At 45.6% G+C, this 14455-nt stretch carries 12 protein-coding genes; 11 read left to right on the forward strand and 1 reads right to left on the reverse strand.

The annotated features are described in order from the left end of the window. The first annotated feature begins 14 nt into the window (after positions 1-14). From ftsW to lpxC, 9 genes are all read left to right on the forward strand, one after another. The gene (gene ftsW, locus CBI31_RS07405) at positions 15-1244 is read left to right on the forward strand and encodes a putative lipid II flippase FtsW (RefSeq protein ID WP_240553840.1); all 1230 of its coding nucleotides are present in this window, start codon (positions 15-17) and stop codon (positions 1242-1244) included. Beyond that, positions 1241-2314 carry an undecaprenyldiphospho-muramoylpentapeptide beta-N-acetylglucosaminyltransferase gene (murG, locus tag CBI31_RS07410; protein ID WP_276207128.1) on the forward strand — a complete coding sequence of 358 codons (1074 nt, stop codon included), beginning with the start codon at positions 1241-1243 and terminating at the stop codon, positions 2312-2314. Before ftsW ends, murG begins: the two co-directional genes overlap by 4 nt. Continuing rightward, a complete protein-coding gene (gene murC, locus CBI31_RS07415; RefSeq protein ID WP_088525725.1) occupies positions 2311-3747 on the forward strand; it encodes a UDP-N-acetylmuramate--L-alanine ligase in 1437 nt (478 codons plus the stop codon). Before murG ends, murC begins: the two co-directional genes overlap by 4 nt. 34 nt (positions 3748-3781) lie before the next feature. After that, positions 3782-4753 carry a D-alanine--D-alanine ligase gene (locus CBI31_RS07420; protein ID WP_169709868.1) on the forward strand — a complete coding sequence of 324 codons (972 nt, stop codon included), beginning with the start codon at positions 3782-3784 and terminating at the stop codon, positions 4751-4753. Further along, positions 4750-5607, forward strand: coding sequence for a cell division protein FtsQ/DivIB (locus tag CBI31_RS07425; RefSeq protein WP_088525727.1), 858 nt, complete (start codon positions 4750-4752; stop codon positions 5605-5607). Before CBI31_RS07420 ends, CBI31_RS07425 begins: the two co-directional genes overlap by 4 nt. Positions 5608-5616: 9 nt before the next feature. Continuing rightward, positions 5617-6846 carry a cell division protein FtsA gene (gene ftsA / locus CBI31_RS07430; protein WP_088525728.1) on the forward strand — a complete coding sequence of 410 codons (1230 nt, stop codon included), beginning with the start codon at positions 5617-5619 and terminating at the stop codon, positions 6844-6846. Between the two features lie 49 nt (positions 6847-6895). After that, positions 6896-8236 carry a cell division protein FtsZ gene (gene ftsZ, locus CBI31_RS07435; RefSeq protein WP_088525729.1) on the forward strand — a complete coding sequence of 447 codons (1341 nt, stop codon included), beginning with the start codon at positions 6896-6898 and terminating at the stop codon, positions 8234-8236. A gap of 111 nt (positions 8237-8347) precedes the next feature. Further along, complete coding sequence (locus CBI31_RS07440; RefSeq protein WP_088525730.1) at positions 8348-8848, forward strand: peroxiredoxin; 501 nt, start codon at positions 8348-8350, stop codon at positions 8846-8848. Positions 8849-8896: 48 nt separating this feature from the next. Beyond that, the gene (gene lpxC / locus CBI31_RS07445) at positions 8897-9811 is read left to right on the forward strand and encodes a UDP-3-O-acyl-N-acetylglucosamine deacetylase (protein WP_088525731.1); all 915 of its coding nucleotides are present in this window, start codon (positions 8897-8899) and stop codon (positions 9809-9811) included. Between the two features lie 21 nt (positions 9812-9832). Here lpxC and CBI31_RS07450 read toward each other — a convergent pair whose 3' ends face one another. Next, entirely contained in the window at positions 9833-10363 is a 531-nt protein-coding gene (locus CBI31_RS07450; RefSeq protein ID WP_240553792.1) for a hypothetical protein, read from the reverse strand. Positions 10364-10387: 24 nt separating this feature from the next. On the opposite strand from CBI31_RS07450, the gene secA reads away from it, so the two are divergent. Both secA and argJ read left to right on the forward strand, forming a co-directional pair. Further along, entirely contained in the window at positions 10388-13153 is a 2766-nt protein-coding gene (secA, locus tag CBI31_RS07455; protein WP_088525732.1) for a preprotein translocase subunit SecA, read from the forward strand. Positions 13154-13213: 60 nt separating this feature from the next. Beyond that, positions 13214-14449 carry a bifunctional glutamate N-acetyltransferase/amino-acid acetyltransferase ArgJ gene (gene argJ / locus CBI31_RS07460; protein WP_088525733.1) on the forward strand — a complete coding sequence of 412 codons (1236 nt, stop codon included), beginning with the start codon at positions 13214-13216 and terminating at the stop codon, positions 14447-14449. Positions 14450-14455 lie beyond the last annotated feature (6 nt).

Below are 14455 nucleotides of genomic sequence, written 5' to 3' on the forward strand. Positions count from 1 at the left end.
ACAACCGCCTAGGCTTGGATCGCTTCTGGAATTTTTCTCGAGGCGGTATTGATAACTTCCGCACTGGATTAAGGGACGCGGTATCCGGAGTTGAGCAAACTCGTTCACGCATGATGGAATACGATCAGTTGCTTGTATGGGCAGTCCTTTCTCTGATGTTGATCGGTTTGGTAATGGTGTACTCAGCATCTATTACTTTGGCGGATGGTCCTAAGTATGCAAACTACAGCAGTAATTTTTTCTTAATTCGTCATACGATCTCGTTGGCAATTGCTATTGGAGTCGGTATTTGGACTTTTAAGATCCCAACCAAGATGTGGGATCGTTATTCCCCTCTGATTTTTGGTTTTACCGTGCTGCTATTAATTGCAGTGTTAATTCCAGGTATTGGTAAAGGCGTCAACGGGGCTAAGCGCTGGATTCCGCTGGGCTTAATGAACTTCCAACCATCTGAGTTAATGAAGTTTGCAGCTATTATTTTTGCAGCAAGCTACACAGTTCAACGTCAAGAATATTTGCAATCTTTTGTTAAGGGTATGCTGCCAATGGGTATTGCAGTTGCTCTAGTTGGCGGCCTCTTGATGGCTGAGCCTGATATGGGCGCATTCATAGTAGTCGCTTTAATTGCATTTGGAATTTTGTTCTTGGGTGGCATTAATGCTAAGTTATTTGGTGGATTGATTTTTGTTGGAATTGCAAGTGCCGTCACGATTATTGCACTCTCCCCCTTTAGACAAAAACGAATCATGGCTTTTGTTGATCCATGGCAGGCAGATAATGCAGCCAACAAGGCTTATCAGTTAACACATTCCTTGATGGCCTTTGGTCGTGGTGAGTGGTTTGGTACTGGGCTTGGTGGCAGTGTAGAGAAATTACATTACCTACCTGAAGCACATACCGATTTCATCATGGCGGTGATTGGTGAAGAGTTGGGCTTCGTTGGTGTGGTTGTGATGATCTTCTTGTTCTATTGGATCGTACGACGCGCTTTCTTAATTGGGCGTACTGCTTTGCAATTAGATCGGAGTTTTGCTGGTCTTGCAGCTAAGGGCGTGGCCATCTGGATTGGTTGGCAAGCTTTTATTAATATGGGCGTGAACTTAGGCTTATTGCCAACCAAGGGTTTGACATTGCCATTAGTAAGTTATGGCGGATCTGCAATTTTGATGAATACCATTGCGATTGCAATGCTGCTTCGTATTGATTATGAGAATCGTATTTTGATGCGTGGAGGGAAGTTGTGACAAAACCCTCGATTTTGGTGATGGCTGGTGGTACTGGTGGGCATATCTTCCCGGGCCTTGCTGTCGCTGAATATTTGCGGATCTGCGGCTGGAATGTTTCATGGTTAGGTAATCAAAATGGTATGGAATATCGCTTGGTGAAGTCTTGCGATTTTCCATTTGAAGCGGTGGAATTTGGTGGTTTGCGTGGTAAAGGCCTCAAAGCTAAATTGATGTTACCAATCAATTTAATGCGCGCCTGTATTCAAAGCTGGAAGATTATGCGTCGTTTAAAACCATCTGTAGTCTTAGGTATGGGTGGTTACATTAGCTTTCCAGGTGGTTTAGTAACTAAATTATTAAAGCGTCCTTTAGTGTTGCATGAAGCTAATTCTGTAGCAGGTAGCGCTAATCAAGCCCTTGCCAGAATTGCAATGCGCACATTAACGGGTTTTCCGAATACGATGGCGAATGCTGAGTGGGTTGGTAATCCAATACGTGAAGAATTTGATCACATCCAAAAACCAGCACTGCGTTATGAGCAGCGTCAAGGCCCCTTATCTATCTTGGTGGTGGGTGGCAGTTTAGGCGCAGCTGCTTTAAATGAAAACATTCCCGCAGCATTGAAATTGATTTCTAAAGATGCGCGCCCTACGGTCATTCATCAAGCGGGTGATAAGCATTTGGCTGACTTGCAAAAGCGCTATGCTGATTTAGGAGTTGAGGCCAAGGTTCTTCCCTTTATTGATGATATGCCCTCTGCTTATGCACAGGCAGACCTTGTGATTTGCCGTGCCGGAGCAATGACGGTATCAGAGCTATCTGCGTGCGGCGTTGCCTCTTGCTTAATTCCTTTCCCATTTGCAATTGATGATCATCAAACTGCTAATGCAAAATTTTTAGCTGATGCGGATGCGGCTATTTTATTGCCACAGCAAAATCTCAATCCACAAGATTTAGCATTGATGATTCAAAACTTTAATCGTGCGGATCTAAAGGAAATAGCCTTACGTGCGCACGCTTTAGCTAAACCACATGCAACTCAGCGAGTGGCTGAGGTTTGTGCTGATTGTGCAGGAGTGGGCGTATGAAACATATCGTGCAGCAAATCCATTTCATCGGTATTGGCGGTGCTGGCATGAGCGGCATAGCTGAAGTATTGCTGAATTTAGGTTATCAAGTATCTGGATCTGATTTGGCTGATGGCATGGTAACAAAGCGCTTAAAGGAATTGGGCGCAGTCATTCATATTGGCCATGATCCTAAAAATATTGGTACCGCAGAAGCGGTGGTCATTTCAACTGCTGTAGCTGGAAATAACCCTGAGGTTCTGGCGGCACGTGCAGCTAAGATTCCGGTGATTCAGCGAGCGGTGATGTTGGGTGAGTTAATGCGTTTAAAGCAAGGTATCGCTATTGCCGGAACTCACGGCAAGACCACTACAACGAGTCTGGTTGCTTCTGTGTTGGCTGAAGGCGGTCTAGATCCAACCTTTGTCATTGGCGGTAAGTTGAATTCTGCAGGCGCTAATGCTCGTTTAGGTCGCGGAGATTTCATTGTGGTCGAAGCGGATGAATCTGATGCTTCATTCTTACAGCTTTTCCCAGCAATGGAAGTCGTTACCAATATTGATGCTGATCATATGGATACCTATCAGCACGATATGGCGAGATTGAAGCAAGCCTTCGTGCAATTTATTCAGCGTATGCCGTTTTATGGTGTAGCAGTGTTATGTATTGATGATGCTAATGTGCGCGACATCATTCCATTTGTATCTCAGCCCGTGCTGCGTTACGGGTTATCAGAAGATGCAGATATAAAAGCTAGTAATGTGCGCGCCGATGGAACCCGTATGCACTTTACGGTAGAGCGTCGCACAGTTCGTAGGCACGGTAATAAGCCCGGACCGCTGAATGTGACGCTCAACTTGCCTGGTTTGCACAATGTACGTAACGCTTTAGCTGCAATTGGTATTGCTACAGAGCTAGGCGTTGGCGATGAGGCTATTACCAAAGCACTCTCTGAATTTAGTGGTGTTGGTCGTCGCTTCCAGCGTTATGGCGAAATTACCCTAGCTTCTGGAGGTAGCTTCACATTAATCGATGATTATGGGCACCATCCAGTAGAGATGGCAGCAACCTTAGAGGCCGCTCGAGGCGCCTTCCCAGATCGCCGTTTGGTATTAGCGTTTCAGCCACATCGCTTTACTAGAACACGAGATTGTTTCGGAGAGTTTGTTCAGGTCCTCAGAAATTTTGACGCCTTAGTATTGACTGAGGTTTATCCGGCCGGAGAAGCAAAAATTCCAGGTGCGGATGGCAAGAGTTTGATGAAGGCGGTACTTGCAGAAGAGAAGATTGCAAAGCGCTCCTTAAATTCTGCCGCTGTAGTGTTTGCGGCCAATATTACTGAGATGCCAGAAAAGTTATCTCAGGTGTTAAAAGACGGCGATGTCTTAATTACGATGGGCGCTGGATCAATTTCAGCGTTGCCACATACCTTGGCGGAGGCAAAGAGTGTCTAAGTTAGATACAGGCCTTGGCGCGTGGGGTGATCGCGTGAAGTCTCAGCTATCCAAGTTGGATGTCAAATCACTTGGCCGCGTTGGAGTGCTATTAGGTGGGCGTTCTGGTGAGCGAGAAATTTCACTGATGTCAGGTAATGGTGTTTTGGAGGCTTTACGTTCTAAGGGTGTTGACGCCCACGCTTTTGATCCAGGCCTAAGATGCCCAACAGAACTAGTAAAAGAAAAATTTGATCGTGTATTCATCTCTTTGCATGGTCGCTATGGTGAAGATGGAACAATCCAAGGTTTATTAGACTTATTGAATCTGCCTTATACCGGTAGCGGTGTATTGGCTTCTGCTTTATCAATTGACAAGATTGCAACTAAACAAATTTGGTTAAGCAATGGTTTATCAACTCCAGAGTTTGAAGAGCTCACTGTAGATAGCGACTGGAATGCAGTCGTTAAAAAATTAGGGCTGCCCTTAATTGTGAAGCCAGCACATGAAGGCTCTTCACTTGGCTTAACTAAGGTGAAGTCTGTAGATGAATTACCGGCCGCCTACGAACTTGCTGCAGGATTAGATAAAAAAGTGATTGCTGAGACTTATATTGTGGGTGATGAGTTAACGTGCCCATTGGTTGGTCAGGGCAACACAGCAGAAGTATTGCCGGTGATTAAAATTATTCCGCCGCAAGCCAATTACGACTTTCATCACAAGTATTTCTCAAATGAAACCCAATACTTGTGCCCCACTGGGCTTGCTCCTGAGGTCAATGAGTGCGTTCAAGCATTAGCTTTGGCTGCCTATAGAACTTTGGGTTGCCGCACATGGGGCCGTGCTGATGTGATGCTAGATCAAAAAACTGGTAAACCTTATTTACTGGAGATGAATACCTCACCAGGCATGACTTCACATTCCTTGGTGCCAATGGCAGCCAAAGCTGCTGGTGTTAGTTATGCAGACTTAGTCTTGTGGTTGCTCAATCAAACTATGCAACAAAAAGAGGGTACTACTGCATGAGTACGCTTTTAGACCGATTCGGAGAGATCTTCTCTGCCATCATGTCTCCCCTTTGGAATCATCCTGAGCGGATGCAAAAGCTTAGCCGTTTCTTGATACGCTGCCTCATCGTGATAGTTGTAGTTGGGGCTCTGATTTGGTTAAGCCAGAGACCTGTCTTTACTTTGAAGCAAATTCAGGTGGAGCCTGTTGCTGGACAAACACTTCAGCATATTAATAAATCTCTCGTGAAGCGTCAGGTAATCGAAACCGTGCAAGGTAATTTCTTTAGCGTACGTTTAGAAGATGTGAAACGGGGTTTTGAGAGCATGCCTTGGGTGCGACACGCTAATGTCCGTCGAGTTTGGCCTAATGGATTGATTGTCAATATTGAAGAGCAAAAGCCATTTGCTATTTGGGGCGGAGAAGGTAGCAACACTTTAATGAATTCATATGGTGAGCTGTTTGCTGGTCGTGTTTCTGAGATTGTGGATGACAAACGCCTTCTGGATTTTTCAGGCCCAGATGATGCTGGTAAGGAGGTGATGAGTCTTTATGAAAAAGCCAATAACTGGTTTAAACCTTGGAATGCTGAAGTTGTCAGTCTAGCGTTAACTGAGCGTTACGCCTGGCACGTCAAGTTGTCCAATGGAATCAAAGTGGAGTTTGGACGCGATGAAGAGAGCTCTGATAAGAATTTAACTGAGGAACGGATTGCCCGCCTATTTAAGTACTGGCCTCAAGTGCAGGAGAAATGGGCAAATCGAATTGATGCTGTAGATCTGCGTTATGCAAATGGTTTCGCTGTACATCTTGCTTCTGGAAGCATGAAAAGGAATGAAGTGGATGGAAAAAAAAGTGAGTTGAAGCAATGAGGAATGTGAATGAGTAAAGATAATCGCGACCTGTTGGTAGGTTTAGACATAGGAACTTCCAAGGTGGTTGCCTTGGTAGCGGAGTTAACTCCTGATGGCCAATTCAATGTTGTTGGTGTGGGTCAAACTCCATCTAAGGGTTTAAAAAAGGGTGTCGTCGTCAATATTGAAGCAACAGTACAGTCGATTCAGAAGGCGCTAGAAGAGGCTGAAGTGATGGCTGACCGACAGATTGTTCAAGTCTTTACGGGCATTGCTGGAAACCACATTGTGAGCTTTAACTCGAGTGGCATGGTTGCTATACGTGATAAAGAAGTGGGTGCCGGTGATGTTGAGCGTGTTCTAGAAACTGCTAAGGCGATCAATATCCCAACAGATCAGCAAATTTTGCATATCCTGGTTCAAGAATTCATTATCGATGGCCAAGAAGATGTACGAGAGCCCATTGGTATGAGTGGTTTACGTTTAGAAGTGAAGGTTCATATCGTGACTGGCGCTGTCAGCGCGGCACAAAATATTGTGAAATGCGTGCGCCGTTGCGGTCTAGAAGTCAACGACTTAATTTTGCAGCCCTTAGCATCAAGCTTAGCCGTCCTCACTGACGATGAAAAAGAACTTGGTGTTGTTTTGGTTGATATTGGTGGGGGCACAACAGATATCGCCATTTATTTCCAGGGATCAATTCGTCATACAGCAGTGATTCCAATTGCAGGCGATCAAATTACTAACGATATTGCAATGGCATTGCGGACGCCCACGATTGATGCGGAAGATTTGAAAATCGCACATGGAATTGCACGCCAGGAAATGGCTGATTCAGATGCCATGATTGATGTACCTGGGGTGGGAGATCGTGAGCCACGTCCAATGTCTAAGCAAGCACTTGCCGCTGTGATTGAGCCACGCGTTGAAGAGCTCTTTACTTTGGTGAGGGGTGTAGTCCGTGATTCTGGGTATGAAGATATGGTTTCTTCCGGAATTGTGCTCACTGGCGGTACTTCACTAATGCCGGGCATGGTTGAACTGGCTGAGCAAGTCTTTTTGAGACAAGCTCGAATTGGTACGCCTGAATACCGTGGTCACTTACATGAAGTTCTTCGTAGCCCCAGATACGCTACCAGCATTGGTTTACTCATGGAAGGCCAAGCGCAATTTTTGCGTGGTCGTCGTGTTTCTCAATCAGGCGCGTTGCAAGGAGTGATGTCGCGCATGAAGGAATGGTTTGCAGGAAATTTTTAAGCTTTTTTCGTCGTCGTCAATGCAGTAAGTTATTTACCTAGGAGGGTATATGGAATTTGAAATGTTAGATCAAGATACAGCCGGCAAAACCATTATTAAAGTGGTTGGAGTCGGTGGAGCTGGTGGCAATGCTGTCCAGCATATGATTCGTCGTGGTGTGAGTGGCGTAGAGTTCATTTGCATGAACACCGATGCTGGCGCCTTACAGCATTCTGAGGCATCTGTGAATTTGCAACTGGGCTCTAGCGGATTAGGTGCTGGTGCAAAACCCGAAATTGGCGCGGCTTCTGCAGAAGAGGCGCGTGCTCGTATCGCAGATACTTTGCAGGGTGCCCACATGGTGTTCATCACTGCGGGTATGGGTGGTGGTACCGGTACTGGCGCAGCCCCAATCGTTGCTCAAGTGGCAAAAGAAATGGGTATTTTGACTGTGGGTGTTATCAGCAAACCATTTGATTTTGAGGGCGTAAAGCGCTTAAAAGTTGCAGAGAATGGTGCTGCAGAGCTTGAGTCTTATGTTGATTCATTGATTGTTGTACTTAATGAAAAACTCTTTGAAGTGATGGGTGAAGATGCTGAATTTGATAAAGCCTTTGCTTGTGCTGATGATGTATTGCACAACGCGGTCTCTGGTATTGCAGAAATCATCAATGTTCAAGGTTTGATCAACGTTGACTTTGAAGATGTGAAGACTGTGATGGGCGAGCAAGGTAAAGCTATGATGGGTACAGCAACCGTTTCTGGTATGGATCGTGCTCGTTTGGCTGCTGAAGCCGCAGTTGCATCTCCGCTGCTAGAGGGTGTTGATTTATCTGGAGCACGTGGCGTATTAGTGAATATTACTGCTAACCGTTCATTGAAATTATCTGAAACCCGCGAAGTCATGGCCGCTATTCGTGGCTATGCTGCTGATGATGCAACTGTAATCTTCGGCACTGTGTATGACGAAAGCTTGGGTGATGCATTGCGCGTGACTGTAGTTGCTACTGGCCTGAATAATCCTCAAGCTCGTCACAACCATCAGCCAGAAGTAGTGTGGAGACAGGCTACTGGTACTAGTGATGCAATGCCAACAATGGCTGACCTGAACACTTTTGCTCCTACTAGCGCTTCTGCTGCTATGAGCAAGGTGGGCTTAGATTCTGCCATGACTGCCATTGCAGGCATGGCCTCGACTAGTTCTGGTATTGCTCCATCAATGGCAGCACCCGCAGCTACTAGTGGCGTTGATTACAGTCAATATGATTTACCGCGGGTATTCCGTAGCTCCCGTGAGGCTTCTCCCGCACCGACTTTAGGTGCGGATAGCTCTCCTCAGGCTAAATCCATGTTGGACAAGGGGGCTGATTACTATGAAATTCCAGCCTTTTTACGTAAACAAGCAGACTAACTAAACCTCAATACAATAGGTAATTGCGAAATGCCAGCGCGGCGACCCTCCGGACGACGAATCCTGCGCTTGCGTTGGCATATTTACTAACAATTACTTATTGGAGATGTCATGATTACTGTTGGACAAAAATTACCAAACGCTACTCTTTATGAATTTTTTAATGAAGAGAGCGAAGGCTGCTCCTTAGGGCCAAATGCCTTTGAAGTTGAGAAGCTTGTCGCTGGCAAAAAAATTGTGATCTTTGCATTGCCTGGCGCATTTACGCCAACCTGCTCTGCAAAGCATGTGCCTGGATATGTTGAGCACTATGATGCGATTAAAGCAAAAGGTGTTGATGAGATCTGGTGTATTTCTGTGAATGATCCTTTTGTTATGGGAGCTTGGGGCCGCGATCAAAAAGTTGGTAAAAAGATTCGTATGATGGGCGATGGCAGTGCCGAGTTCACTAAAAAGATGGGTATAGAGCTAGACCTTACTGCTCGTGGTTTAGGCGTTCGCTCAGATCGTTATGCCATGATTGTTGAGGACGGAGTAGTGAAATCTCTAGATCGCGAAGCTCCTGGTAAGTTTGAGGTTAGTGACGCTGCTTCTATTTTGAAAAAACTGTAATTTGTTTTAAGTCATTAGCTATAACCCCCTGAATTTAGAAATTTCACCATGATGAAACAAAGAACCATTGCTACTCCAGTAAAGACTGTAGGCATTGGTTTGCATTCTGGCCGCAAGGTGACTATTTCTATTAAGCCTGCACCGGCAAATTCAGGGGTTCAGTTTGTGCGTGTTGATACTGCCGAGCAGTCGGTAGTTCCTGCAACTGCCTTAGCTGTTTGTGATACCAGGCTTGCATCAGTTATTCAGAAGGATGGCGTGCGCGTCTCAACTGTCGAGCATTTGCTATCTGCCTGTGCTGGCCTTGGTTTAGATAATCTATTGATAGAGCTTGATGATGAAGAAGTACCTATCATGGATGGTAGTGCTGCTTCATTCTTATTTTTAATTGAATCAGCTGGAATTGTGGAGCAAGATGTACCACGTCAGTATGTCGTGATTAAGAAACCTGTTGAAGTGCGGGAGGGCGATAAGCTTGCACGCTTAGAGCCTTTCTTTGGATTTAAGTTAGATTTCACAATCGACTTTAAACACCCAGCAGTTGATAAAACTGGCCAACGTTTTATTGTAGATTTTGCAGAGCACGCCTACCGTAGTGAAATTGGTCGCGCACGTACTTTTGGTTTTGCCCATGAAGTAGAGGCCCTGCGTGAGATGGGCCTAGCTCGCGGCGGTAGTTTGGATAATGCGATTGTTTTAGATGAGCACCGCATCTTGAATAACGAAGAGTTGCGTTATGAAGATGAGTTTGTACGTCACAAAATTTTAGATGCGATTGGGGATCTATATTTAGTTGGTCACCCTATTGTGGGTGCTTATGTAGCCGAGAAATCAGGCCATGCTCTGAATAACGCCCTGTTGCGTAAGCTTTTAGAAGACCCAAGTTCCTATACCATCGAGTCTTTCTCAGAAGCCAAGGCTCCAGCAGCCTATTCTCAAGAGAGTCAACCCCTCTTTTTCTAGGGCGGCCTAAAAATTATTTAGTTATTTAGATTTATTTTGTAGCAGGCGCTCAACCGCACTTCTTAGCTCAGATCCTGGTGGAAGTTTTTCTATTAGCTCTTGCAATGACTTTTTTGCCACAGCATTCAAGCCTCTAGGGGGGATATTTTTTGGGTTTTGTCTAAGTTTCACTTCCCAGTCTGGGGAAGTCGGCTTAACTTTGACTTTAATAGCCTTGCAATGAAGCCCAATTTTTCCTAACTCATTGATTAAACTAGGTAAAACTTGCTGTAGACGGGTGCCGATACTGGCGCTACCAACCAGTAAAAAAAGCTCTTCTTGAGCCCCTGAGCGCCATCCAGCTTCAATTTTTGGGCTCAAGTGCCCCATATCTAGGGACTCCAAGGCCAGAAAGAGCTTAGCCTTTAGCTTGCTTAGATCCTCTGTTTTAGCCAGAATACTCCCAAGACCATTGGATTCACGTAGGTATTCCATCCAGTCATGGGCAGAATGGTTACGAGGCGGTTTACGGGCAAGGTTCATAAAAAATGGGGTTGCGAGTGATAAACTCAAGGACTTCATTTTATTCAATATCCCATGGTAATCGGTCTTCTTAAAACCCTGGTCGGCAGTCGTAACGACCGCCTCTTAAAACAGTATCGCAAAGTCGTTGCCAAGGTTGCTGCTTTTGAAGCAAGCCTGCAATCTTTAGATGATGCTGCTCTTGCTGCTAAAACAGCCGAGTTCAAAACTCGTCTAGCTAGCGGAGAGACTTTAGAAGATATTTCTGCAGAAGCATTTGCAGTGGTTCGAGAGGCTAGTGTTCGCGTCATGAAGATGCGCCATTTCGATGCGCAGATTATGGGCGCCCTCGCTTTGCATCAAGGCAAGATTGCTGAGATGGGGACCGGTGAAGGAAAAACCTTAACGGCAACACTGCCAGTCTATTTAAATGCCTTAACTGGTAACGGCGTACATGTTGTGACGGTAAATGATTATTTGGCACAGCGTGATGCTGAATGGATGTCTGCCTTGTATAACTTCCTGGGTATGAAGGTCGGCGTCAATCTATCTCAGATGGATCACAAGGCCAAGCAAGAAGCCTACGCAGCAGACATTACTTACGGTACTAATAACGAGTTTGGTTTTGACTATTTGCGCGACAACATGGTTCAGGACTTGGGTCAGCGCGTACAACGTGGTTTGGCGTATGCGATTGTTGATGAAGTTGACTCAATTCTGATTGATGAAGCGCGTACACCGCTGATTATCTCTGGCCAGGCTGAAGATCACACTGATCTTTACATCAAAATCAATGCACTACCAGCTTACTTAGAGCGCCAAATTGGCGAAGAAAAGGCAGATGGTACTGGCGTTGAGAAGCCTGGTGATTATTGGGTAGATGAAAAGACGCAGCAGGTCTATTTGACCGAACGGGGCCACGATAAAGCTGAAGAGATCTTGGTGCAGATTGGCGCTTTAAATGATGGTGCGTCTTTGTACGCCCCACAAAATATTACCTTGATGCACCACGTTTATGCAGCATTGCGCGCACACTGTCTGTATTACCGAGATCAACATTATGTTGTGCAAAACAAAGAAGTCATTATTGTTGATGAGTTCACTGGTCGATTAATGCAGGGTCGCCGTTGGTCTGATGGTCTGCACCAAGCAGTTGAGGCGAAAGAGGGTGTCGCGATTCAGAATGAGAATCAGACGCTTGCCACGATTACTTTCCAAAATTACTTCCGCATGTATGGCAAGTTAGCTGGCATGACAGGTACTGCTGATACTGAAGCATATGAATTCAAAGAGATTTACAGCCTTGAAACAGTAGTCATTCCACCCAATAGAATTAGTCAGCGTAAAGATCGTCAAGACCAAATCTTTAAGTCTTCTCGTGAACGTTATGACGCTGTCACTAAGGATATCGAGGATTGTTATGAGCGTGGTCAACCGGTACTGGTGGGCACTACCTCGATTGAGAACTCGGAGTTGATCGCGAAATTACTCGACCAACGTAAATTGCCGCACCAAGTTTTGAACGCCAAACAGCACGCACGTGAAGCGGAAATTATTGCGCAAGCGGGCCGTCCAAAAATGATCACCATTGCTACCAATATGGCTGGCCGTGGAACGGATATTGTGCTTGGTGGCAATGTAGGTAAGCAATCCGCTTTAATTGAAGCCGACTCTGCATTGTCTGATTCTGAAAAAGCAAGCAAGATTAAAGTACTTCAAGATGAGTGGCAAGGTCTGCATGATCATGTTCTTGCTGCTGGTGGCTTGCACATCATTGGTACAGAGCGTCACGAAAGCCGTCGTATTGATAATCAATTACGAGGCCGCTCCGGTCGTCAAGGCGACCCAGGTTCATCCCGCTTCTATCTTTCTTTGGACGATTCATTGTTGCGTATTTTTGCCGGGGATCGTTTGCGCTCTGTCATGGAGCGCTTGAAGATGCCTGATGGTGAGCCAATTGAAGCTGGCATGGTGACCCGCTCCATTGAGTCTGCACAGCGTAAGGTAGAAGGTCGTAACTTTGATATTCGTAAACAGCTATTAGAGTATGACGACGTTGCGAATGATCAGCGTAAAGAGACATATCGCTTAAGAAATGAAGTTCTCGAAAGTAAAGATATTGGTGAATTAATTGCTAATTTGCGTGAAGATGTCTTACGCTCGATTTGCTCCCTCTATGTTCCTCTTGAGTCTATGGAAGAGCAGTGGGATTTAGTCGGACTTGAAAATGCATTAGCAAGCGACTGGGGTTTGACTATCGACTTACGTAATTGGGTTGATGGTGCTGAGACAGTAGATGATGCAGAGATTGTGGATCGTGTACTACAGGCTGCTAAAGAAACCTATGATGAGAAGGTCGACCTGTCCGGCCGAGAGTCTTTCGCTGGATTTGAGCGCTCTGTTCTTCTCTATAGTCTTGACACCCATTGGCGCGAGCACTTGGCAGCCTTAGATCATTTACGTCAAGGTATTCATTTGCGCGGCTATGCTCAAAAAGATCCAAAACAAGAGTACCGTCGCGAAGCATTTGAGTTGTATGGCGAATTGCTGAGCGTGATCAAGAATGATGTTGTGAAAAACATCATGACTGTCAAGATTAGAAGTGCTAGTGAATTAGATCAAGCTGCTGAATCGATGAATGATGATTTAGCTAAATTGGCCGATGTTCAGTACCAACATGCTGATCCTGATAAAGAAGTGGCCGGCTCAACTGGGGATCGTGGTGATGCGATTGATATTTTGCCTGCGCCTGCGCGTACAGGACCAAAGATTGGTCGTAACGACCCCTGTACTTGCGGTAGCGGTAAAAAATATAAGAATTGCTGCGGCGCTTTAAGCTAGATGCTCCTTAATAGGAGCTCCTTAGCGCCCTGTTAAACCCTCATCTACAATTGTCAGACTATGACAGTTAATCTACCCCTCCCCCAAAAAGCTGATCTCAAGCCCGTTAAGGGCTTTGAGATGGGCATCGCTGAAGCTGGCATCAAGAAGGCAAATCGCAAAGATTTATTGGTAATGACCTTAGCCCCTGGAACTCAGGTTGCCGGCGTTTTTACCCTCAATCGCTTTTGCGCTGCTCCCGTACAGATTTGCCGTGAGCATTTAGTGCAAGAGGGTAGTAATGGAGAAATTCGTGCCTTAGTGGTCAATACCGGTAATGCTAACGCTGGCACAGGTGAGTCAGGCATGAAGCATGCTCTAGAAACATGTGCCGCCCTAGCCCGGGAGCTCAAGATTAATCCAGAGCAAATTCTGCCATTTTCAACAGGGGTAATTCTGGAACCTTTACCAATTGAAAAAATCATCAGCGCTTTACCAAAAGCGGTTTCGAATTTGGGTGAAGATAACTGGCTTGATGCTGCTCAGGCGATCATGACTACTGATACCCAGCCCAAGGCAACTTCAATGACAGTGTCAACACCAGCGGGGCCAGTAGTGATTACCGGTATTTGTAAAGGCGCTGGGATGATTCATCCAAATATGGCGACCATGTTGGGCTTTATTGCAAGCGATGCAGGTTTTGCCCCAGGCTTATTAAGTAAGCTCACTCGTGAAATTGCCGATCTTTCTTTTAATGCTATTACGATCGATGGCGATACCTCAACGAATGATTCATTCATTATTATTGCAACCGGTCAGTCTGCGGTACAGATTCAATCGGTTACAGATCCAAGTTATGCAGTGGTACGTGATGCCTTGATTGCACTCGCTAGAAAGTTAGCGCAAATGATTGTGCGTGATGGCGAAGGCGCTACGAAATTCATCACCATTGAAGTTCTTGGAGGCAAGACTGCAGAGGAGTGCCGTTTAGTTGCAAAGGCTGTCGCTCACTCACCTTTAGTAAAAACCGCTTTCTTTGCAAGCGATCCAAATTTGGGTCGTATTTTAGCGGCGATTGGTTATGCAGGTATTTCCGATTTAGATGTGAGTCACGTCCAGATGTGGCTTGGTGATGTTTGGGTTGCTAAAGATGGCGGCCGTAACCCAAGCTATCAAGAGGCCGATGGCCAGAGAGTGATGCAGGCTCAAGAGATTACTGTCAAGATTGATTTAGGGCGTGGTAATGCCACCCAAACGATGTGGACGTGTGACTTATCCCATGAATACGTTTCAATTAACGCTGACTACCGCTCTTAGAAGTTT

Source organism: Polynucleobacter campilacus (genome assembly GCF_002206625.1).
Lineage (GTDB): Bacteria > Pseudomonadota > Gammaproteobacteria > Burkholderiales > Burkholderiaceae > Polynucleobacter > Polynucleobacter campilacus.

What these genes read in the sequence shown, in the direction of transcription:
- ftsZ (WP_088525729.1), top strand. Translation starts at nt 6,896, where the DNA reads ATGGAATTTGAAATGTTAGATCAAGATACAGCCGGCAAAACCATTATT.
- ftsA (WP_088525728.1), top strand. Translation starts at nt 5,617, where the DNA reads ATGAGTAAAGATAATCGCGACCTGTTGGTAGGTTTAGACATAGGAACT.
- lpxC (WP_088525731.1), top strand. Translation starts at nt 8,897, where the DNA reads ATGATGAAACAAAGAACCATTGCTACTCCAGTAAAGACTGTAGGCATT.
- murC (WP_088525725.1), top strand. Translation starts at nt 2,311, where the DNA reads ATGAAACATATCGTGCAGCAAATCCATTTCATCGGTATTGGCGGTGCT.
- argJ (WP_088525733.1), top strand. Translation starts at nt 13,214, where the DNA reads ATGACAGTTAATCTACCCCTCCCCCAAAAAGCTGATCTCAAGCCCGTT.
- secA (WP_088525732.1), top strand. Translation starts at nt 10,388, where the DNA reads ATGGTAATCGGTCTTCTTAAAACCCTGGTCGGCAGTCGTAACGACCGC.
- CBI31_RS07440 (WP_088525730.1), top strand. Translation starts at nt 8,348, where the DNA reads ATGATTACTGTTGGACAAAAATTACCAAACGCTACTCTTTATGAATTT.
- CBI31_RS07425 (WP_088525727.1), top strand. Translation starts at nt 4,750, where the DNA reads ATGAGTACGCTTTTAGACCGATTCGGAGAGATCTTCTCTGCCATCATG.